The 20,540-nt window shown below is 64.2% G+C and carries 19 protein-coding genes; all 19 read right to left on the bottom strand.

What is annotated here, in order from left to right; all coding sequences use genetic code 11:
- Positions 1 to 2: 2 nt before the first annotated feature.
- Positions 3 to 974: a F0F1 ATP synthase subunit gamma gene (locus O4220_RS26425; protein WP_032373970.1), complete on the bottom strand. Its 972-nt coding sequence runs from the start codon at positions 972 to 974 to the stop codon at positions 3 to 5.
- A 52-nt stretch (positions 975 to 1,026) separates the two neighbouring features.
- Positions 1,027 to 2,670 (bottom strand): F0F1 ATP synthase subunit alpha, encoded by a 1,644-nt coding sequence (gene atpA / locus O4220_RS26420; RefSeq protein WP_032378884.1) that lies wholly within the window; start codon positions 2,668 to 2,670, stop codon positions 1,027 to 1,029.
- An 88-nt stretch (positions 2,671 to 2,758) separates the two neighbouring features.
- Positions 2,759 to 3,586: a F0F1 ATP synthase subunit delta gene (locus O4220_RS26415; protein ID WP_032378885.1), complete on the bottom strand. Its 828-nt coding sequence runs from the start codon at positions 3,584 to 3,586 to the stop codon at positions 2,759 to 2,761.
- Between the two features lie 8 nt (positions 3,587 to 3,594).
- Positions 3,595 to 4,164 carry a F0F1 ATP synthase subunit B gene (locus tag O4220_RS26410; RefSeq protein ID WP_032378886.1) on the bottom strand — a complete coding sequence of 190 codons (570 nt, stop codon included), beginning with the start codon at positions 4,162 to 4,164 and terminating at the stop codon, positions 3,595 to 3,597.
- 7 nt (positions 4,165 to 4,171) lie between these two features.
- On the bottom strand, positions 4,172 to 4,411 hold the full coding sequence (locus tag O4220_RS26405; RefSeq protein ID WP_032368773.1) for an ATP synthase F0 subunit C: 240 nt from the start codon (positions 4,409 to 4,411) through the stop codon (positions 4,172 to 4,174).
- Between the two features lie 78 nt (positions 4,412 to 4,489).
- Entirely contained in the window at positions 4,490 to 5,215 is a 726-nt protein-coding gene (gene atpB / locus O4220_RS26400; RefSeq protein WP_373453675.1) for a F0F1 ATP synthase subunit A, read from the bottom strand.
- A 441-nt stretch (positions 5,216 to 5,656) separates the two neighbouring features.
- Positions 5,657 to 6,088: a hypothetical protein gene (locus tag O4220_RS26395; RefSeq protein WP_269608523.1), complete on the bottom strand. Its 432-nt coding sequence runs from the start codon at positions 6,086 to 6,088 to the stop codon at positions 5,657 to 5,659.
- Positions 6,089 to 6,154: 66 nt separating this feature from the next.
- Positions 6,155 to 7,366, bottom strand: a complete 1,212-nt coding sequence (locus tag O4220_RS26390; protein WP_269608512.1) for a glycosyltransferase family 4 protein — start codon at positions 7,364 to 7,366, stop codon at positions 6,155 to 6,157.
- A gap of 18 nt (positions 7,367 to 7,384) precedes the next feature.
- On the bottom strand, positions 7,385 to 8,047 hold the full coding sequence (locus O4220_RS26385) for an L-threonylcarbamoyladenylate synthase (RefSeq protein WP_269608511.1): 663 nt from the start codon (positions 8,045 to 8,047) through the stop codon (positions 7,385 to 7,387).
- 55 nt (positions 8,048 to 8,102) lie between these two features.
- Entirely contained in the window at positions 8,103 to 8,987 is an 885-nt protein-coding gene (gene prmC / locus O4220_RS26380; protein ID WP_269608510.1) for a peptide chain release factor N(5)-glutamine methyltransferase, read from the bottom strand.
- Between the two features lie 34 nt (positions 8,988 to 9,021).
- The gene (locus O4220_RS26375; protein ID WP_269608509.1) at positions 9,022 to 9,837 is read right to left on the bottom strand and encodes an SHOCT domain-containing protein; all 816 of its coding nucleotides are present in this window, start codon (positions 9,835 to 9,837) and stop codon (positions 9,022 to 9,024) included.
- A gap of 105 nt (positions 9,838 to 9,942) precedes the next feature.
- On the bottom strand, positions 9,943 to 11,019 hold the full coding sequence (gene prfA / locus O4220_RS26370) for a peptide chain release factor 1 (protein WP_269608506.1): 1,077 nt from the start codon (positions 11,017 to 11,019) through the stop codon (positions 9,943 to 9,945).
- Between the two features lie 97 nt (positions 11,020 to 11,116).
- Positions 11,117 to 11,350 (bottom strand): 50S ribosomal protein L31, encoded by a 234-nt coding sequence (gene rpmE, locus O4220_RS26365; RefSeq protein WP_008715081.1) that lies wholly within the window; start codon positions 11,348 to 11,350, stop codon positions 11,117 to 11,119.
- Positions 11,351 to 11,550: 200 nt separating this feature from the next.
- Positions 11,551 to 13,719, bottom strand: coding sequence for a transcription termination factor Rho (gene rho / locus O4220_RS26360; protein WP_269608505.1), 2,169 nt, complete (start codon positions 13,717 to 13,719; stop codon positions 11,551 to 11,553).
- 308 nt (positions 13,720 to 14,027) lie between these two features.
- Complete coding sequence (thrB, locus tag O4220_RS26355) at positions 14,028 to 14,960, bottom strand: homoserine kinase (protein WP_269608504.1); 933 nt, start codon at positions 14,958 to 14,960, stop codon at positions 14,028 to 14,030.
- Between the two features lie 19 nt (positions 14,961 to 14,979).
- On the bottom strand, positions 14,980 to 16,047 hold the full coding sequence (gene thrC / locus O4220_RS26350; protein ID WP_027497914.1) for a threonine synthase: 1,068 nt from the start codon (positions 16,045 to 16,047) through the stop codon (positions 14,980 to 14,982).
- On the bottom strand, positions 16,044 to 17,345 hold the full coding sequence (locus tag O4220_RS26345; RefSeq protein ID WP_269608503.1) for a homoserine dehydrogenase: 1,302 nt from the start codon (positions 17,343 to 17,345) through the stop codon (positions 16,044 to 16,046). Before O4220_RS26345 ends, thrC begins: the two co-directional genes overlap by 4 nt.
- The gene (gene lysA, locus O4220_RS26340; RefSeq protein WP_269608502.1) at positions 17,342 to 18,763 is read right to left on the bottom strand and encodes a diaminopimelate decarboxylase; all 1,422 of its coding nucleotides are present in this window, start codon (positions 18,761 to 18,763) and stop codon (positions 17,342 to 17,344) included. The genes O4220_RS26345 and lysA overlap by 4 nt, the downstream gene beginning before the upstream one ends.
- Positions 18,760 to 20,412 carry an arginine--tRNA ligase gene (gene argS / locus O4220_RS26335; RefSeq protein WP_269608501.1) on the bottom strand — a complete coding sequence of 551 codons (1,653 nt, stop codon included), beginning with the start codon at positions 20,410 to 20,412 and terminating at the stop codon, positions 18,760 to 18,762. The genes lysA and argS overlap by 4 nt, the downstream gene beginning before the upstream one ends.
- Positions 20,413 to 20,540: the final 128 nt, after the last annotated feature.

Raw genomic sequence — 20,540 nt, 5'->3', positions numbered from 1 at the left:
GCTTAGTCACTTCCTGCGCTGTCGGCCAACGCGTTGGCGCCACCGACGATTTCGCTGATTTCCTGGGTGATCTGGGCCTGCCGAGCCTGGTTGGCCTGGCGGCTCAAGGTCTCGACCAATTCGTTCGCGTTGTCCGTCGCTGCCTTCATGGCGGTACGACGCGCCGCGGACTCCGACGCTGCTGCATCGAGCAACGACGCGTAGATCCTGGTGCTGATGTACTTGGGCAGCAGCGCCGAGAGCAGAGTGCCTGCCTCCGGCTCGAACTCGTACTGTGCCTGCACATCTGCGGTCGGCGAGTCGGTCAATGCGTCCGCACCCATCTCGAATTCCTCGTCTGTGTACGAGATTTCGAGTGGTGCCATCCGGCGAACTTCGGGCTTCTGCGTGAGCATCGACACGAAGCGGGTGTAGACGATGTGCAACTCGTCCACGCCCTCGACGGTGCCTTCGCCGTTGGGAGCGTCGACCTCGGTGCCCGAGCCCGCCATGAACAGCTCGACCAGATGCTTACTGGCCTTCGCTGCGTCGGCGTACCCGGGTTCCTGGGAGAAGCCGGTCCAGGCACCCTTCACGTCCCGCTCACGGAATGTGTAGTAGCCGAGGCCTTTTGCCCCGAGTACGTAGATGACCGGATCCTTGCCCTCGGAGCGCAGGAGCTGGAACAGCTCCTCCGATTCCTTGAGGACGTTGGAGTTGTAGCCACCGCACATACCGCGGTCACTGGTCACGACCAGGACTGCGGCACGCTTCGGCTCGGGTCGCTCGTTGAGCAATGGGTGATCGAGCGAGCTCGATGCACTCGCCAACGCGGAGAGCACCTTGGTGATCTCTTCCGCGTACGGCTTCGATGCGGCAACGCGGGCCTGCGCCTTGGTGATTCGCGAAGTTGCGATCAACTCTTGCGCTTTGGTGATCTTCTTCGTCGAGTTGACCGACTTGATACGGGAGCGAAGCTCGAGAATGCTTGCCATTTAGCTGTTCACGCTCCCTTCTGTACTCGTCTTGTCACCTGTCATCGCCGGCCTACTTGCTGACTGTCTTGCGGGTGACGTTGACCTGCTCCTGGCTGACCTCGTCGGCATTCAGAGTGTCTGCCTCGGCCTCGTTGACGACGCGGTTGCCGTCCGAGTCCACGAAGCCGGCCTTGAACTTCTCGGTCGCTTCGGTCAGTGCCTTCTGGTTGTCGTCATCGAGAGCCTTGCCACCGGCAATGCTGTCGTAGACGCCGCTTGCGTTGCGGTGGAGATCCTCGAGCAGCTCGGTCTCGAAGCGGCGAACATCGCCGACCGGGACAGAGTCGTACGTGCCCTGTCCGGCGAGCCAGATCGAGACGATCTGGTCCTCGACGGCAACCGGTGCGTACTGATCCTGCTTGAGCAGCTCGACCAGGCGTGCGCCGCGCTCGAGCTGCGCCTTGGAGGCAGCGTCGAGATCGGACGCGAATGCGGAGAAGGCTTCGAGCTCACGGAACTGAGCGAGCTCGAGACGAAGGGATCCGGAGACCTTCTTCATGCCCTTGGTCTGCGCAGCACCGCCGACTCGGGAAACCGAGATACCCACGTTGATCGCGGGACGGACGCCCTTGTTGAAGAGGTCCGACTCCAGGAAGACCTGGCCGTCGGTGATGGAGATGACGTTGGTCGGGATGTACGCCGAGACGTCGTTGGCCTTGGTCTCGATGATCGGCAGAGCCGTCAACGAACCGCCGCCGAGCTCGTCGGACAGCTTCGCCGAGCGCTCCAGCAGACGGGAGTGCAAGTAGAAGACGTCACCGGGGTATGCCTCGCGGCCCGGCGGACGACGCAGCAGCAGCGAGATGGCGCGGTACGCCTCGGCCTGCTTGGTCAGGTCGTCGAACACGATGAGGACGTGCTTGCCCTGGTACATCCAGTGCTGGCCGATGGCCGAGCCGGTGTACGGAGCGAGCCACTTGAAGCCGGCCGAGTCGGACGCGGGGGCCGCGACGATGGTCGTGTATTCGAGTGCGCCCTGCTCTTCGAGTGCAGCCTTGACGCCTGCGATCGTGGAGCCCTTCTGGCCGATGGCGACGTAGATGCAGCGAACCTGCTTCTTCTCGTCACCGCTCTCCCAGTTGGCCTTCTGGTTCAGGATCGCGTCGATGCAGACTGCAGTCTTGCCGGTCTTGCGGTCGCCGATGATGAGCTGGCGCTGGCCGCGGCCGATCGGAGTCATGGCGTCGATGGCCTTGATACCGGTCTGCAGCGGCTCCTCGACGGGCTGACGCTCGAGTACCGAGGCAGCCTGCAGCTCGAGGGCGCGGGTCTCGGAGGACTCGATGTCGCCGAGGCCGTCGATGGGCTTGCCGAGGGGGTCGACGACGCGACCGAGGTAGCCGTCGCCCACAGGGACCGACAGCACGTCTCCGGTGCGCTTGACTTCCTGGCCTTCTTCGATGTGCTCGTAGTCACCGAGGATGACAGCACCGATTTCGGTGGCATCCAGGTTCAGCGCGACACCGAGAACTCCGCCGGGGAATTCCAGGAGTTCGTTGGACATCGCCGACGGCAATCCGGACACGTGGGCGATTCCGTCGCTCGTGTCCGTAACCGTGCCGACCTCCTCGCGGGAAGACTCCGGTGAGTAGCTCGCGGTGAAGTTATCGATCGCGCTACGGATCTCGTCGGAGGAGATCGTCAGCTCCGCCATAGTGTTTCCTGCTCTTCCTTCGAATGATCGCGGTATGAAAAGCCTCGAATGCCGAGGCGATTCGTCTCGTTACTGTGTCCGTGTCGGACTATTTGAGCGTCTTTCGCAATGCAGCGAGGCGGCCTGCCCCGCTACCGTCGATGACCTCGTCGCCGATACGAACGACAAGTCCGCTGAGCAGTTCGGTATCGACCTCTACATGCACCGTGACCTGCTTGCCGTACGTGCGGGTCAGGGTGGCGGTCAGCTTCTCGAGCTGACTGTCGCTCAGTGGGGCTGCGCTGCGCACATGTGCAACCGCACGGTCGCGCTGTTCGGCGGCCAGATCGGCCAATCCGTTGAGCACATCCGCGGGCGCTGCCTTTCGGGGACGAGTCACAGCCTGAACTGCGAGCGCCTCTGTGACAGCGGTGACCTTGCCGTACAGCAGGCGACCGAGTAGTTCGCGCTTGGCCTGCGACGGCTTCGAGCGATCCGACAGGGCCTGCTCGAGCTGCGGATTGCCGGCCACGATACGTCCGAGCCGGAACAACTCGTCCTCGACCGTGTCCAGCTGATCCTGGTCGGCCGCAGCGCGGAGCAGAGCTTCGCGTCCCAACTCGACAAGGGAGTTCAGCAGGTCGCGGGCGTTGGACCAGCTTTCGCCGGCAGCGGCCTTGACGATCGTCGCCGTCGCGCTCGACACCTGGCCGGAGAAGACCTCTCCGGCCAGATCGCTTCGCCGAACGCCCTCGACCGACGAGTCGGCAAGAGCGGTACGCAACGTGCGCTGCGCGTCGAGAGTCTCGACGACGGCGAACAACTCGGCACCGGTCTGAGCAGCGACAGCTGTTGCCTCGCCATCCGACGCGGACCCCAGAGCTTCGTGGGCAACCGACCGCGTACGGGCGAGTGACTCACGAGAAGTTGCGTACATGGTTCGACTCACTTTCCTGATGCGGAGTCCGCGGTGACGGAATCCAGCTCGTTGAGGAAGCGATCGATCGAACTGGAACGCTTCGCGTCGTCGGACAGCTGCTCTCCGATGACCTTCTCCGCGAGTTCGACGGCCGTGCGTCCCAGATCTCCACGAAGTTCGGTGACGATCTGCTGACGCTGAGCAACGAGCTGATTGTGGCCTGCGGCTACGATCCGGTCGCTTTCCTCCTGCGCCTTTTCCTTCATCTCGGCAAGAATGGCCTGCCCCTGGGTACGCGCTTCCTCGCGGATCTGCGCGGCCTCGGAACGTGCGTCGGCCAGCTGAGCGTGATACTGCTCGAGAGCAGCCTTGGCCTCTGCCTGCGCCTGCTCGGCCTTCTTGATTCCGCCTTCGATGAGCTCGGAACGCTCGGCGAGAACCGTCTGGAAACGAGGTACGACGTACTTCCAGAACAGGAAGCCGATGATCACGACACAGACGATCGACCAAACGATGTCGTATGTTGCCGGCAACAGTGGGTTCGGGGATTCCTCCCCTTCAGCCCCTGCTGCGAGCAGCGTTATCGCGTTTGTCATCGCGCTCTCAGAGAATGAAGCCGGCGACGAGGCCGATCAGGGCGAGGGACTCGGTGAATGCAATGCCGAGGAACATGGTCGTACGGAGCTGACCGGCCAGCTCGGGCTGGCGAGCGGTAGCTTCCATGTTCTTGGCGACGACGAGGCCGAGGCCGATGCCACCACCGATGGCTGCGAGGCCGTAGCCGATGGCTCCGTAACCCTTTGCGGTGATTTCCTGCGCCTGGGCCAGAAGTTCAAGGCTCATTCGGTTTTCCGTTCCCTTTCTTCGGTCCACATCCGGGTGTCGGAGGTGGCGGTGTAGCTAGTTCGGTCTGTTGGTCGGTCAGTGCGAGTCGGCGTGCAGCGACAGATCGATGTAGATCGCCGTCAGCAGCGCGAAGATGTACGCCTGCAGGAAGATCACCAGCATCTCGAACATCGTGAACAGGAAGCCCATGATGAGCGAGGGTGCGGCGAAGATCTTCAGGCCCGCGGAGGCCTCGAAGAGAAAGAACTGCGTGGCGCTGAAGAAGAGCACCAGCATGATGTGGCCGGCGAGCATGTTGGCCAGCAGACGCACGGTCAACGTGAACGGGCGGAGCACGAAGTTCGAGATGAACTCGAGCGGGATGAGCAGCACGTGCATGGCCGGCGGGATGCCGGGGATGACGATCGTGCCCTTGACGAACTTGGCTGCACCGAACTTCTTCACGCCTGCATAGATGAACGCGACGTACGCGACCGCGGCCAACACGATGGGCAGCCCGATCCTGGCGTTGGACGAGATGTTGAGGAACGGAATGACCGCACTGGCGTTCACCGCCAACACCGTGAAGAAGATCGTCATGATGACGGGCAGGAATCGACGTCCCTGCTCCTTGCCGAGCACGTCCTCCGCGACGTGGATCCGGACGAAGTCGAGAGCGATCTCGGCGACGTTCTGGATTCCGCGAGGCACGATCTTGGGGCTGCGCAGAGCGATCAACATGAACACGATCAGCAGCGCCGACATCAGGATGCGGATGAGCATCAGTCGGTCGAGCTCGAACGGGGTTCCCTCGAACAGCACCGCGGGAGGAAAGAAATCGGATAGTGACGGCGGATGGAACTCCGCAGCCAGGTTGGTGACGCTCAGCGGTCTCTCCCGTGTTCGGGCCGCAGCCGGCTAGCGACTGCGGTTCGATCGGACAATGACGATCTATCAAGTCGACGAAAATCGGCTCGCAATCGTCAGAGGCTGAGGCCCGGTCTTCATCGGCCAAGCGTCTGTCGGGTGTCGGCGACTCACGTCGACTCGGCAACTCTCAGGGCGGAACCTTACGTTGCCGAAGTCGGTGACTCCGGGCCTACTGTAAGGAAGCTCACGCTGACTGCTACCTGCGGGGGTCCAGTCCGGGGAAAAAGTCTCTTTTGTCCCAGTCTTGCCCACCGCTTGATGCAAACTTTATCAACAGAACTACGACGTTGTGTAGGCGGGCCTCAGCTTAACCGATTACGACAGCTTGTCGTACTACCGGTCGTCGGTGTGATCGGCGGCGGGAACACTGTCGACGTAGGCGACTTTGGTCTTGACGACCCCGAAGACCTCGGCCCCGAGCACTACCACCAGCGCCCCCAGGATCGTCAGCCCCAACGAGTATCGGTTGTAGAAGTCGGCATCCTTGAGCGCAACCAGCACGATCAACGCGATCACCATCTTGATCAGCCAACCGCCGAGCAACAGGGCTCCGACGGCCGAGGCCGGAAAACGTGTGGTGAGAGAAACCGAGAGCGCCGTCGTGATGACGAAACCCCCGCCGATGGCCACACCGATCAGTGATCCCCACAGGCCGGGAGTGCCGGCCGCAGCCACGGAGATCCCGACGCTCACCACCGTCAGCACCACCAAGCCGATCAGTCCGTATCGGACAGCGGCGCGAAGCGGCGCGAATTGGTCGGGCATGGACTGCGGAGTGAAGGTCACAGTTGTCGAGGGTACCCAGCTCACGACCGCGAACAACCGACGGGATCAGCTGCCGCGTCGAGCGCTTCGACGTTTCGGTCCACGCGATCGATCCACCCGCAAGGTAGGGACAGCAGTGACCACCAGCGCGAATACCAGACCGGCAGCGACCAGAAGCACCACGATGCGCCGATCGAGCAGGGATGATCCGACCGCCCCGAAGGCGAGCACACCGACCCACAGGTAGATCACCAGCACCACCCGTCGGTGCGAGTGACCGATTTGCAGGAGTCGATGATGCAAGTGCATCTTGTCCGGACTGAAAGGGCTTCGTCCGGCCCGCGTGCGACGGATGACGGCCAGCAGAAGATCGAGTATCGGGATGAGCATCACGGCACCGACCAGCAGCAGTGGCGACAACAGGCCGAGCAGATCGCGAGGGCCGTATGCCGTCAACGGTATCCGCCCCGAGGCACTCGTCGAGATTGTGGCCAGCGTCAGCCCGATGAGCATGGAGCCCGAATCACCCATGAAGATGCGAGCGGGCTGGAAGTTGTGCGGCAGAAATCCCAGACATGCACCTGCCAGTGCTGCGGCGATCAGCGCCGGCGGGTAGACGCCCACATCGCCGCCCTGCTCCTGCAACAGCCCCACCGAGAAGATGCAGATCGCAACTGAAGAGATGAGCCCGAGACCGGCCGCCAACCCGTCGAGACCGTCGACGAAATTCATTGCGTTGACGATCACGACGGTGATCAGAACCGTCACGAGTCCGGCTTGTAGTTGATCGAGAACCAGGGTGCTGCCCGGCTGACCCGGCTCGCCTCCCCAGGGCTGATACAGCACGACCCAACTGACACCCATGATCACCAGCACGCCTGCTGCCGTCACCTGCCCGACGAACTTGGTCAGGGCATCCAGGCCCCAGCGGTCGTCGATGACACCGACCAACACGATCACGAAGCCGGCAACCAGCGCGGCCGGGATGTCGCGGTTGTAGGCCACGTCGAATCCCCGGGCCAGGGCCGGCAGCTGCGACGCGAACAGTAGGGCGGCGAGCATGCCCACGTAGATGCCCACTCCCCCGAGCCTCGGGGTGGCTTGCACGTGGACGTCACGATCGCGGGGAATGGCAACGGCACCGAACTTGATCGCCGCCACTCTGACACCACCGGTGGCGAAGAACGTGACGACGGCGGCAGTGAGAAAGACGAGCAGTAGCTCCCGAATGGGAACACCTGCCCCCAGATTCGACTGAGCCAGCACCTCGACGCTCATGCGGCACGGACGGGCATGTCAGGACGCTCCAGGGACCAGGCTTTCGGCGGTGACACCGAGAACCTCGGCAATCTTTTCGGTGGGAATGGCACCGACCCGCAGAATTCGCGCGCGGTCGCTCGTCAGATCCACGATGGTCGACGCCACCGCGTGATCTGCCGGTCCCCCGTCGAGATAGACCGCCGCCGACCCACCCAGCTGCTCCCGCGCCTCTGTCACCGTGGTGGCAGGCGGGCTTCCCGAGATGTTGGCACTGGACACCGCGAGAGGGCCGACCTCACGCAGCAATTCGAGCGCGACCGGATGCAGCGGCATACGCAACATGACCGTGCCCTGTGCATCACCCAGATCCCACGCCAGCGACGGCGCCTGCTGGACGACGATGCTCAACGCGCCGGGCCAGAACGCGCGAATCAGATCTCGGGTACGCGGCCGGACACTCTGGACCAAGCCGTCGATGGTGTTCCACGAGCCGACGAGCACGGGTACGGGCATATCGCGTCCCCGACCCTTGGCGCGCAGCAGATCTGTGACTGCGGTGCCGTCGAAGGCATCGGCGGCGATCCCGTACAGGGTGTCGGTGGGCATCACCACGAGTCGGCCGGACTTGAGGGCACCGCGGGCCGCGGTCAATCCCGCAGCGCGCGCATCGGCTTCACTGCAGTCGTAAACGGTACTCACGGTGCCCATCCTTCCACTTGCGGTAACGAAGTGATGTCAGGTGCCGCTCCCGCCGTCAGGCAGAGGCAGGGTGCGCCCGGGTGGCGACGACGAACCTGGGTCTGCCTGCCAGGTCCGGATGCGCGATGACCTCGCTGAACACCCGTCTCCGGGACAACAGAGCCGCCACGTCCTCGCCGTTGGAGTCGTCGTGCTCGATCGCGACGCCGCCGCCGATTCGAAGCCAGCGGGCGATGTTGCCGACCATCGGCTCGATGACCGACAGTCCGTCGGTGCCGCCGAACAGGGCCATACGAGGATCGTGATCGATCACTTCGGGATCGAGTTGAGCCCCTTCCGGGATGTAGGGCGGGTTCGCGACGATCATGTCGACTGCGCCGTCGAGTTCGATCAACACATCACGTGCCGTGACGTCGCCGTAGTGAAGGGTGATGGGGGTATCGCCCTCACCGCTGCGCACGTCGGCATTACGCCTCGCCCACGCCAAGGCCGACGGATCCAGCTCGACGGCATGCACTACGGCGTCCGGCCGAGCATTGGCGATTGCGAGCGCCAGCGCACCCGAACCCGTGCAGAGGTCGAGAATCACAGGCGGATGGTGGTCCACGTTTTCGAGGAACGCGAGCGCCCAGGCCAACAGCAGCTCGGTTTCCGGACGCGGCACGAAGACGCCCGGGCCAACTTCCACATCGATGTTGCCCAGCGAGGTCTTACCCGTGATGTATTGCAGCGGAATACGTTTCGCGCGCTGCTCGATGGTCCGGAAGTACGCCTCGACGAGCTCGGGTTCGACGAGGGGAACAAGACCGAGACGGCCACGGTCCACCCCGACGAGGTGCGCGGCAAGAAGTTCTGCATCGACACGTGGACTCGGCACACCGGCCGCCTCGAGCATCGATGTTGCTTCGAGGATGGCTAGGCGTAGCGGCTTGCGGCTCACCGGTTCAGACTGCCATGACGCTCCGACAACTCACTCACACGCGTCCCAGTAGCTCCGACTTCTTGGAAAAGAACTCGTCGTCGGTGAGGAACCCCTTCGAGTGCAATCCGGCGAGGGCCTCGATCGCAGCGGTGATCTCGGAGATGTCGACGCCGACCTGGTTCCCCCCTGTCCCGGACTGGTTCGAGGTCTGCGGAACCGACGGTTGCTGCGACGAAGACTGTTGCGGGTAGGCCTGCGGTGCGGACTGGTTCTGCGAGTTCGTTCCGCTCGATTGCTGGTCCACCCGAGGCAGACTTCCTGCACTGAACGTGCCGTACTGGCTGGTGAACTCCAGCGACCCCGGTCCACCGCCATGCTGTTGCTGCACTCCCCCGATGGAGTGGTCGAGTGTGTCGTACACGGCCAGTTCGCCGCCTACGAGCACCGCAAGACGTCGAGACCCCGGGAACACCGCGTACTGCGACCCGTTCTGTCCGCCGCTCGAACTCGGTGAACCCAGATCCGAGGGCCACCACGAACCGGATCCGAACGAGTTGCCACCGAAAGAACCACCCGCGGCCTCCCGCGGTGGATACACCTGATGCTGCGACAGCACCGCAGACAGATCACGGCACAAGCCGTCGACCCGGCTCTTGAGCCCGTGATCGAACATGTTGCCCACCATTGTCATTCCGCCGCGCATCCACTGTCCGCTGCCACCGAGCTCGGGAATGTTGAACTGCGCCATGGTGCCGCGGCCGTTGTTGACGGCGTCGAGCATGGTGCGGACCGCGTCCGTCGAGATGCCGTAGCGAGACGACAGCTCGGTGACGGCGTTCTCGCCTGCGGGTGTCAAGGCCTGGTTCATTCTGCTGTGCCTCTCGGGCTCTCGTGCGGGGTCGAACCTGGAGACAAGGGTATCGCACCGAGTGATGGACCGGCCGATCGAAATCTGAAAAGCTTTGCGCCGCAACTACTCTGCTTGCATACGAGCGTCGCGGTCCGCTTTTGCGAGCGCGTCGAGCAACGCATCCATGTCGCCGTCGAGCAGGGCATCGAGGTTGTGCGCCTTGAAGCCGATGCGGTGATCGGTGATGCGGTTCTCGGGGTAGTTGTAGGTTCTGATCCGCTCCGAGCGGTCGACGGTACGCACCTGGCTGGCTCGTCCGGCCGAGGCCTCTTCGTTGGCTGCTTCCTCTGCGGCCGCCTGGAGGCGAGCTGCGAGAACCTGCATCGCGCGTGCCTTGTTCTGCAGCTGTGAACGCTCGTTCTGGCAGGTCACCACGATGCCCGTCGGAAGGTGTGTGAGCCGAACTGCGGAGTCGGTGGTGTTGACGCCCTGGCCGCCCTTGCCGGACGAGCGGTAGACGTCGATACGTAGATCGGTTTCGTCGATCTGGACTTCTTCGACCTCGTCGGGTTCGGGATAGACCAGAATCCCGGCCGCGGAAGTATGCACGCGTCCTTGAGATTCGGTGACCGGCACTCGCTGCACCCGGTGCACGCCACCCTCGAACTTCAGGCGCGCCCACACGCCGTCGAGCGGGTCCTTGGTCTTGATCGACAGGGTTGCGTCCTTGTACCCACCCAGGTCGGATACGTTCGCGTCGAGCACTTCCACTCGCCACCCACGGCGTTCTGCGTAGCGCACGTACATCCGCGCGAGATCGGCTGCGAAGAGCGCCGATTCCTCACCGCCCTCACCTGACTTGACCTCCATCACGATGTCGTCGCCGTCGTGCGGGTCGCGTGGTGCGAGCAGGTCGGTGAGGGTCTGCTCGAGGTGCAGCACGGTCGCCTCGAGTTCGGGGATCTCGGCGGCGAACGACGAATCGTCTGCAGCGAGCTCACGTGCGGCTTCGAGGTCGTCCTGAGCGGCGGTCAACTTGGTGTGCGCAGACATGATCGGCGCCAGTTCGGCGAACCTCTTGCCTGCTCTGCGTGCCGCGGACGGGTCGTTGTGCAGCGCTGGGTCGGCAAGTTGCTGCTCGAGCCCGGAGTGTTCGGCAAGGATGTCGTCGATGGCCGAAGGCTTCACTGTTCTCGCCATGGGGATGACTCACTCTCGAACGCGGGTGCAACTGGGTGTGGACACAAAAAAGCCGACGCCCGTCCTGTGAATCACAGGACGGGCGTCGGCGGAACAGCTAGCTGTCTGCGTCGGCCTTCTTGCCGGCGCGCTTGCCGTAGCGAGCCTCGAAGCGAGCGACGCGGCCGCCGGTGTCGAGAATCTTCTGCTTGCCGGTGTAGAAGGGGTGGCACTGCGAGCAGACCTCGACGCTGATGCGCTCTTTGTCGGTGGTGCTTCGGGTCTCGAAAGTATTTCCGCAACCACAGACGACTGTCGTCAGTGTGTAGTCGGGGTGAATTCCTGCCTTCATGGTGTCCTTACCGTTCTTTGTAATGGTCGCCGGGTCGCCTTCGCCGATCGAAGACGTGAACCGGAACCGGACTCGGCCGTTGATTATGCCAGAGCGTGCATCCGCCCTGCTAATCGTCGGTACTTCTGTGCCGACAGATGCTTACAACGCACGCACCTGCCGACTTGTTCCCCGGGCGAAAGATCCGGGGAAACACCCGCTCAGTCGTTGTTGCCGCCCGGCGCCGTCTTGGAGACCTCCATCAGGAACTCGAGGTTGTTCTTGCTCTTCTTCAGGCGGTCGACCAGCAGGTCGATGGCCTGATGCGAGTCGAGTCCGGACAACACGCGGCGCAGCTTGTGCACCACTGCCGCCTCGTCGGGAGCCAGGAGCAGTTCGTCGTGGCGGGTGCTGGACGGGTTGATGTCGACCGCCGGGAACACTCGTCGTTCCGCGATCTTGCGATCGAGTTTGAGCTCGGCGTTACCGGTGCCCTTGAACTCCTCGAAGATCACGGTGTCACCGGTGGACCCGGTCTCGACCATGGCTGTGGCGATGATCGTCAGCGATCCACCGTGCTCGATGTTTCGAGCCGCACCGAGGAACCGCTTCGGCGGATACAGCGCGGTCGAGTCGACACCACCGGACAGGATTCGTCCCGAAGCGGGCGAGCTGTTGTTGTACGCACGTCCCAGACGGGTGATCGAGTCGAGCAGGACCACCACGTCCTGTCCGGCTTCGACCAGACGCTTGGCCCGCTCGATCGCCAACTCGGCAACAGCGGTGTGATCGCCCGGCGGCCGGTCGAACGTCGACGCGATCACCTCGCCCTTGACGCTGCGCTGCATGTCCGTCACTTCTTCTGGACGCTCGTCGACGAGGATGACCATCAGATAGCACTCGGGATTGTTGATGGCGATCGCGTTGGCAATAGCCTGCAGAACGCTGGTCTTACCCGCCTTCGGCGGGCTCACGATCAGTGCACGCTGGCCCTTGCCGATCGGCATCACCAGGTCGATGATGCGCGTGGTGAGGATGTTCTGCTGAGTCTCGAGACGCAGACGCTGGTTGGGGTACAGCGGGGTGAGTTTGCCGAATTCCGGACGCTTGCGGGCGGCCTCGACCTCTCCCCCGTTTACGGTGTCCAATCGCACGAGCGGGTTGAACTTCTGCCGCTGGCTCGACTGCTCACCTTCGCGTGCCACTCGAACCGCGCCGGTGACGGCATCGCCGCGACGAAGGCCGTTCTTGCGAACGAGGTTCATCGACACGTAGACGTCGTTCGGTCCGGCCAGGTAGCCCGAGGTACGGACGAACGCGTAGTTGTCGAGAACGTCCAGGATGCCGGCTACCGGCTGGAGTACGTCGTCCTCACGGATCTCGGTGTCACGCTCGCGTCCGCCGCCGCCGCCGTCGTTGCCCTCGCCACGATCGCGTCCACGACGCCGCTCACGGAACCGACGACCCCGACGACCCCGGCCTTCGCCCTCGTCGTCCTGATTGTTGTCGCGGTTGTCGCGAGGACCGTTGTTTCGCTCCTCGTTGCGACCGTCGTTGCGGTTGTCGTTGCGACCATCGCCCTGATTGCGGTTGCGGCCGTTGCGATCGGACTGATTCCGACCACCGTTGTCACGGTTGGAATTGTCCCGATCGCCCTGGTTGCGATCACCCTGGTTGCGGTCGCCCTGGTTGCGGTCGCCCTGGTTCCGGTCGCCCTGGTTCCGGTCGCCCTGGTTCCGGTTGCCGTTGTCCCGGTTGCCGTTCTCGCGGGTCGCGTTGTCCCGGTTGCCCTCGGTCTCGCGCTGTTCCCGGTCGGATCCGTCCTGACGGTTCCGATCGCCGCGGCTGCGTCGCGGCCGCTCGGTGGCCGCGTTGTCGCCCTCGTCCTGCTTCTCGCTCGACGCGGTCTCCGGAGAAGAAGCGGTTGCAGCGGTCTCGGATCCAGCCGAGTTGTCGCTCTCGTCGAGCGGGAGCTGATCGGGTGCACCTGCGCGGCGACCTGCTGCTCGACGGCCACGTGTGCGACGCCCGGTTTCGGGAGCCGAGTCTGCAGCATCGACCGACTGCGTCGACGAGGCGTCGGCGGTCGACACTTCTGGTGCCGGCGCTGCCTCTGCTGCAGGTCGATCTTCGACCGCGGGCGTCGACGCAGCGGCGCGGCGCGTCTTGGGTGCGTCGGACTTCGGTGCGTCGGACTTGGCCGACTTCGCCGACGCAGCACCCGATTGACGCTCGGAAATAGCTGCGATCAGGTCGCCCTTACGCATGCCGGAGATGCTCTTTATTCCGAGTTCACCAGCGAGGCTGCGTAGCTCGGTGAGAACCATTCCGGACAGGCCTGCACGTCGGCGTGACGTTTCGGGCGCAGAGATAAGTTCCGTATCGGTCACGGAGGTCCTTTCCTTCCCTCGCTCGCTCGATGCGCAGCCGAGGGTTCGTTCCGCAGTTCGACGTTCTGCCGAACTCGGATATTGCCGTTCATGTTCGACGCACTCCGTCGACGACACCATCGATCCGAGACCGCAGAGAACTACGGGAAGGATCGAGTCAGGAGCGTCACATCACTCGGACGTTTGAATCCCCCGAATACAGCGACCTGAATGCCCTGACGAAACCGGCGTCTGAAGCGCACGATGTACGGACAGGGTTCACCATAGCGCCGTTGTCCCCACTCGGCAAGAACCCTACTCGGCGTTTGTCACGCGACGGTCACTCCGTCGGCTACGTCGAGGTCGAGTACCCGCCACCCCTCGGCGGTTGCGGCATCGCGCAGATCCGCCGGAAACTCCTCGGTGCACAACGCCATGACGGTCGGTCCTGCTCCGGAGACCACGGCTGCGATCGATCGGGCGCGAAGAGTCGCGATCCAGCGTGTGGTGTCGGGCAGCGCTTGGGCCCGCTGCCCTTGATGAAGCAGATCCTCCGTCGCAGACATCAGCAGATCCGGACGCCGAGTGAGCGCCACCACCGCGAGAGCGCTCCGGCTCACGTTGAAGGCCGCATCACGATGGGGCACCAACTCGGGCAACAGACCCCGCGTGTGCGAGGTGGACGAACGCTCCGACGGCACGAGCACAACGACCCTGATGGTCGGATGCACGTCGAGCCTCACGGCCGCGTACTTACGCGCCGTCACACTGGCATTGGGCGGTTCGCTCCACGACACGACGGCTCCGCCGAGGCAGCTCGCCGACGCATTGTCGGGGTGCCCCTCGAATTCCGACGACAACTGAACGAGCTGACCCTCCGACAATGCACTGGACGGATCGACTTTCGCAGCGAGCGCGTTGGCCGCTGCGAGGCCCCCGACCACAGCCGACGCCGACGAACCGAGACCCCTCGAATGGGGAATTGCGTTGCGGCAGTGGACATCGAGGCCGTCGGCCCACACTCCGGCAGCTTCGAGCCCTCGCTCGATGGCGCGCACCACCAGATGCGTCGGACCCCAGGGGACGTCCGCAGAACCCTCACCGTCGACATGAATCCTCAGCCCCGACGCAGTGGTCGTGACCTCGATTTCATCGTAGAGCCCCAGAGCGATTCCGAGACTGTCGAATCCGGGTCCGATGTTGGCACTGGACGCCGGAACGCGCGCCGTGACCGTGAGCCCGATCGGTAGTGTCGTCGTCATAGCCGGAGATTCCGTCAACTCAGGCCAGCTCGAGCGCAGCCGCGACAGCGACGGGATCGACCGAAATCGGTTCTACGACAGGCATACCCGACAACGCGGTGTCGGGATCCTTGAGACCGTTACCGGTCACCGTGCAGACGACGGTCAGGCCCGGCTCCAGCCAGCCTTCCTTTCGAGCCGCCAACAGTCCGGCGACGCTGGCCGCGGAGGCCGGCTCGACGAACACGCCCTCGGTCTTTGCGATCAACCGGTACGCCTCGAGGATTTCCTCGTCGGTCGCTGCGCGGAATGCGCCGTTCGATTCTTCCTTGGCATTGACGGCGCCGTTCCAGGATGCGGGTGAGCCGATCCGGATTGCGGTGGCGATCGTTTCCGGATCCTTCACCGGCGCACCGTGAACCAGAGGAGCCGCGCCCGCGGCCTGGACTCCGAGCATCCGTGGCTTGCGCGTGGTGAGACCGTCACGGAAGTACTCCGAGTAACCGCGCCAGTACGCGGTGATGTTGCCTGCGTTGCCGACCGGCAGGGCATGGATGTCCGGAGCGTCGCCGAGGGCGTCGCAGATCTCGAAAGCCGCGGTCTTCTGGCCTTCGATGCGGACGGGATTGACGGAGTTCACCAGACCGATGGTCGGGAACTCGGCCGTGGTCTTGCGGGCCAGTTCGAGGCAATCGTCGAAGTTGCCCTGCACCTGGATGATCTTGGCTCCGTGCATGACTGCCTGAGCGAGCTTGCCCATGGCGATCTTGCCCTGCGGAACCAGTACGGCACAACTCATCCCAGCCTTGGCCGCATAGGCCGCAGCAGAAGCAGAGGTGTTGCCGGTCGAGGCGCAGAGCACGGCTTCCTGCCCCCGGGCGAGTGCGTCGGTGACGGCCATGGTCATTCCGCGATCCTTGAAGGAACCGGTGGGATTGAGCCCTTCGACCTTGAGATGCACCGTGCAGCCGGTCAATTCGGACAAGTGACCGGCGGGCAGCAGCGGAGTTCCGCCCTCGCGCAGCGTGACGGTCTTCCAGTCCGGTCCGATCGCCAGACGCGAGCGGTATGCCTCGATCAGACCGGGCCAGGGGGTGTGGACGCTCATACGGTGGTGCCTTCCAATCGGAGAACGCTGGCGACGTGGACGACCACATCGAGCTGCTCGAGCGATGCAACGGTTTCGGACAGTGCGGAATCGGCCGCGAGGTGGGTGACGACGACGAGCCTGGCTCCGTCACCCGAGCCCTGCTGGCGCACGGTGGAGATGCTGACGTCGCGCTTGGAGAATTCGGCGGCCACGGTAGCGAGAACGCCGGGCTTGTCGGCCACCTGCATGCTGACGTAGTACCGGGTGAGGATGTCACCCATCGGGGCCACCTTGAGCTTGGCGTACTTGGACTCCAGCGGGCCGCGGCCACCGTAGAACTTGTTGCGCGCGGCCATCACCAGGTCGCCGAGCACGGCGGACGCAGTCGGTGCACCGCCTGCGCCCTGCCCGTAGAACATCAGGCGGCCGGCAGCCTCGGCTTCGACGACCACGGCGTTGAATGCGCCGTTGACCGATGCCAACGGGTGGTTCAGCGGAACGAGTGCCGGGTAGACACGAGCGGAGATTCGCTCCTTGCCCTTGGGCGTGACGATCCGCTCGCAGATGGCCAGCAGCTTGATGGTGCAGTCCAGTGACTTCGCGGTTTCGAGATCGTCCGAGGTGATCTTGCTGATCCCCTCGCGGTAGACGTCGCCTGCGGTGACGCGGGTATGGAAGGCGATCGAGGCAAGGATCGCCGCCTTGGACGCCGCGTCGTAGCCTTCGACGTCGGCGGTCGGGTCGGCTTCGGCGTAGCCCAGACGTCCTGCCTCGGCAAGGGTTTCGGCGTAGTCCGCTCCAGTCTCGTCCATGGCGGAGAGAATGAAGTTGGTGGTGCCGTTGACGATGCCGGCCACCTTGTTCACGCGGTCGCCCGCGAGGGACTGCATCAGGGGACGAACGACCGGGATGGCTCCGGCCACGGCCGCCTCGAAATACAGGTCGGCACGCGACTTCTCGGCAGCGTCCGCAAGTTCGCCGGTGTACTCGGCCAGGAGGGCCTTGTTCGCGGTGATGACGGACTTGCCCTTCTCGAGGGCAGAGAGCACGAGCTTGCGGGGAATGTCGATGCCGCCGAGCACCTCGACGACGATGTCGACGTCGTCGCGGCCGACCAGCTCCGACGGATCGTCGGTGAGCAGCTCGGCCGGCACTCCGCGATCGCCGTCGACCCGACGCACCGCGATGCCTCGAATCTCCAGTGGCGCACCGATTCTCGCCTCGAAATCCTCTGCATTCTCGGTGAGGATTCGGACGACCTCGCTGCCGACGTTTCCGAGTCCGAGTACGGCGACGCCTATCGGCTTCGATGTCATGGCTGAACCTCCAAGCTGAGCAGATCTTCGATGGTTTCCCGCCGCAGGACCAGGCGCGCTCGCCCGTCCTTGACTGCGACCACTGCGGGCCGCGTCAGCAGGTTGTAGCGACTGGACATGGAGTAGCAGTAGGCCCCGGTGGCTGCTACCGCAAGCAGGTCACCCGGCCCGACGTCCGCCGGCATCCATGTGTTCTTGATGACGATGTCGCCGCTCTCGCAATGCTTTCCGACCACTCGCGCCAGAACGGCTTGGGCCTCGCTGGTTCGTGAGACCAATCGGCAGTCGTACTCTGCCTGATAGAGCGAAGTGCGAATGTTGTCACTCATTCCACCGTCGACGCTGATGTAGCGTCTGCGCGTCGCCTTGTCGACGGTGACATCCTTGATGGTGCCCACCTCGTACAGCGTGACGGTGCCCGGTCCGGCGATGGCACGGCCGGGTTCGACGGCGATCGTCGGAACCGGCAAGCCCACCGCGGCAGACTCCGTCTCGACGATGGCGGTCAACTTCGCTGCGAGCTGCTCCACCGGCGGCGGGTCGTCGCTCGCAACGTACGAAATGCCCATGCCACCACCGAGATCCAGAGTCGAGATCTGCGCGGTTTTTTCGACGCCGAATTCCGAGACGATGTCTCGGAGTAGGCCGATGACCTTGTGTGCCGCGAGCTCGAAGCCGTCGACCTCGAAGATCTGCGATCCGATGTGGCTGTGCAGTCCGACGAGGCGCAGGTTGTCGGCCGCGAACACGCGGCGGACCGCGTCGAGTGCCGAACCGTCGGCGAGCGAGAAGCCGAACTTCTGGTCCTCGTGCGCCGTGGCGATGAACTCGTGCGTATGAGCTTCCACGCCGACGGTGATGCGGATGAGGACGTCCTGCACCACTCCGGCCGCGCCGGCAACGGCGTCGAGACGGTCGATCTCGATGTTGGAGTCGAGAACCACGTGCTCGACTCCCGCGCGCACACCTGCCTCGAGCTCGGCGACCGATTTGTTGTTGCCGTGCATGGCAATTCGGTCCGCAGGGAATCCCGCGGCGAGTGCGATGGCCAGCTCTCCTCCCGAGCAGATGTCGAGTGAGAGCCCTTCGTCGGCCACCCAGCGCGCGATCTCACCGCACAGGAAAGCCTTGGAGGCGTAGTGAACCCGCTCGGGTGCCCCGAATGCAGCGGCCATCTCACGGCAGCGCGAACGGAAGTCGTCCTCGTCTATGACGAACAACGGGGTGCCGTACTTCTCCGCGAGGTCGGTGACCGACACCCCGGCGAGGCGGACGGTTCCGTCCTCACCGCGCTCGGCGTTGCGGGGCCACACCTGGTCGGGCAACGTCGTCATCTCCGACGCGTCGGCCGGGCGATGGGATGTCGACTGTTTCGCGGGGGCATCGGCATGCTTGGGTCCGGCCGGATGTGCGCTCACATGCGCTCCGGTGCGCTGACCCCGAGCAGTTCGAGGCCGTTGGCCAGAACCTGCCGGGTTGCGTTGCCCAATGCCAGTCGTGCGGTGTTCACAGGTCCGGGCTCCTCGTCTCCTTGTGGAAGTACTCGACACGCACCGTAGAAACGGTGATAAGCACCCGCCAACTCTTCGAGGTAGCGGGCAATCCGGTGTGGCTCGCGCAATTCGGCGGCGCTGGCCACGACGCGTGGGTACTCACCGATCGTCCTGATCAGCTCGCCTTCCTGCTCGTGGGTCAGCAGGCTCAGATCCGGTTCATCCGCAACGATTCCCAGTTCGGCAGCATTGCGCGCGAGCGAGGCCAGCCGGGCGTGGGCGTACTGGACGTAGTACACCGGGTTCTCGTTGCTCGCACTCGCCCAGAGGGCCAGGTCGATGTCGATGCTGGAGTCGACGGACGACCGGATCATGACGTACCGGGAGGCGTCGACGCCGATGGCATCGACCAGGTCGTCGAGCGTGATGACGGTTCCGGCGCGCTTGCTCATCTTCACGGCAACGCCGTCGCGAACGAGATTGACCATCTGGCCGATCAGCACCTCGACGGTCTCGGGGTCGTCCCCGAATGCCGCCGCAGCCGCCTTGAGGCGTCCGATGTATCCGTGGTGGTCGGCACCGAGCATGTAGATGCACAGGTCGAAGCCGCGCTGACGCTTGTTCTGGAAGTAGGCGATATCGCCGGCGATGTAGGCGGCGTTGCCATCGCTCTTGATGACGACGCGATCCTTGTCGTCCCCGTATTCGGTCGACCGGAGCCACCAGGCCCCGTCCTCCTCGTACAAGCTTCCCGAAGTCTTGAGGTACTCGACCGACTTCTCGACGGCGCCCGAGTCGAACAGCGAGTTCTCGTGGAAGTAGACATCGAAGTCGACTCCGAACTCGTGCAGATTGGCCTTGATCCGGTCGAACATCAGCTGCGTTCCGATCGATCGGAACGTCTCTTCCTGGGCTTCGGGGGCCAGCCCGAGTGCGTCCGGTTCTTTCGCCAGAACTTGCTCTGCGATCTCGGCGATGTACTCGCCCGCGTATCCGTTCTCCGGTGCCGGCTCACCCTTCGCTGCGGCGATGAGCGAGCGACTGAAGCGGTCGATCTGTGCGCCGTGATCGTTGAAGTAGTACTCGCGAGTGACGTCTGCGCCGTGCGCGGTCAGGATCCGACCGAGCGCGTCGCCGACGGCGGCCCACCTGGTACCGCCGAGGTGCACCGGACCTGTCGGGTTGGCCGAGACGAACTCCAGGTTGACCTTCTTGCCTGCCATCGACGATCCGTTGCCGAATGCCGCGCCTGCAGCGAGTACTCGGGCGACGATCTCGCCCTGGGCGGCAGCGGCCAGCCTGATGTTCAGGAATCCGGGGCCTGCAACGTCGGCGCTGTCGATCGCGGCCTCGGCCGCGAGAGCTTCGGCGAGCCAGCCTGCGAAGTCGCGTGGATTGGCACCGGCCTTCTTCGCGACCTGCAGCGCCACGTTGGTCGCGTAGTCACCGTGCTCTGGGTTGCGGGGACGCTCGACGGTCAGCTTCGCAGGTAGAACGGATGCGTCCAGGCCGCGGTCGGCGAGCACCTTCGCGGCGGTCGCGTGGAGCAGTTCGGCAAGATCGGCAGGAGTCACAGGTAGCTATCCTATTGGCTGGTGTGCGGCGTGCTCGCATCCACTGCCCGTCCGATCGCAGGCACCACCCCACCAAGCGCTCGTTGCAGGCCCTGAGCACGCTCTCAGGCAGAGAACGTACAGTAAGG

Origin of the sequence: Rhodococcus ruber, assembly GCF_027270735.1 — a bacterium.
GTDB lineage: Bacteria > Actinomycetota > Actinomycetes > Mycobacteriales > Mycobacteriaceae > Rhodococcoides > Rhodococcoides rubrum_A.
The sequence above is the reverse complement of the archived record's forward strand: the minus strand, read 5'-3'. Positions and strand labels throughout refer to the sequence as shown.

What these genes read in the sequence shown, in the direction of transcription:
- O4220_RS26375 (WP_269608509.1), bottom strand. Translation starts at nt 9,837, where the DNA reads ATGAACCAGGCCTTGACACCCGCAGGCGAGAACGCCGTCACCGAGCTG.
- O4220_RS26345 (WP_269608503.1), bottom strand. Translation starts at nt 17,345, where the DNA reads ATGACATCGAAGCCGATAGGCGTCGCCGTACTCGGACTCGGAAACGTC.
- prfA (WP_269608506.1), bottom strand. Translation starts at nt 11,019, where the DNA reads ATGGCGAGAACAGTGAAGCCTTCGGCCATCGACGACATCCTTGCCGAA.
- O4220_RS26405 (WP_032368773.1), bottom strand. Translation starts at nt 4,411, where the DNA reads ATGAGCCTTGAACTTCTGGCCCAGGCGCAGGAAATCACCGCAAAGGGT.
- O4220_RS26410 (WP_032378886.1), bottom strand. Translation starts at nt 4,164, where the DNA reads ATGACAAACGCGATAACGCTGCTCGCAGCAGGGGCTGAAGGGGAGGAA.
- atpA (WP_032378884.1), bottom strand. Translation starts at nt 2,670, where the DNA reads ATGGCGGAGCTGACGATCTCCTCCGACGAGATCCGTAGCGCGATCGAT.
- thrB (WP_269608504.1), bottom strand. Translation starts at nt 14,960, where the DNA reads ATGACGACGACACTACCGATCGGGCTCACGGTCACGGCGCGCGTTCCG.
- O4220_RS26395 (WP_269608523.1), bottom strand. Translation starts at nt 6,088, where the DNA reads ATGCCCGACCAATTCGCGCCGCTTCGCGCCGCTGTCCGATACGGACTG.
- O4220_RS26390 (WP_269608512.1), bottom strand. Translation starts at nt 7,366, where the DNA reads ATGAGCGTCGAGGTGCTGGCTCAGTCGAATCTGGGGGCAGGTGTTCCC.
- rpmE (WP_008715081.1), bottom strand. Translation starts at nt 11,350, where the DNA reads ATGAAGGCAGGAATTCACCCCGACTACACACTGACGACAGTCGTCTGT.
- thrC (WP_027497914.1), bottom strand. Translation starts at nt 16,047, where the DNA reads ATGAGCGTCCACACCCCCTGGCCCGGTCTGATCGAGGCATACCGCTCG.
- O4220_RS26415 (WP_032378885.1), bottom strand. Translation starts at nt 3,586, where the DNA reads ATGTACGCAACTTCTCGTGAGTCACTCGCCCGTACGCGGTCGGTTGCC.
- O4220_RS26425 (WP_032373970.1), bottom strand. Translation starts at nt 974, where the DNA reads ATGGCAAGCATTCTCGAGCTTCGCTCCCGTATCAAGTCGGTCAACTCG.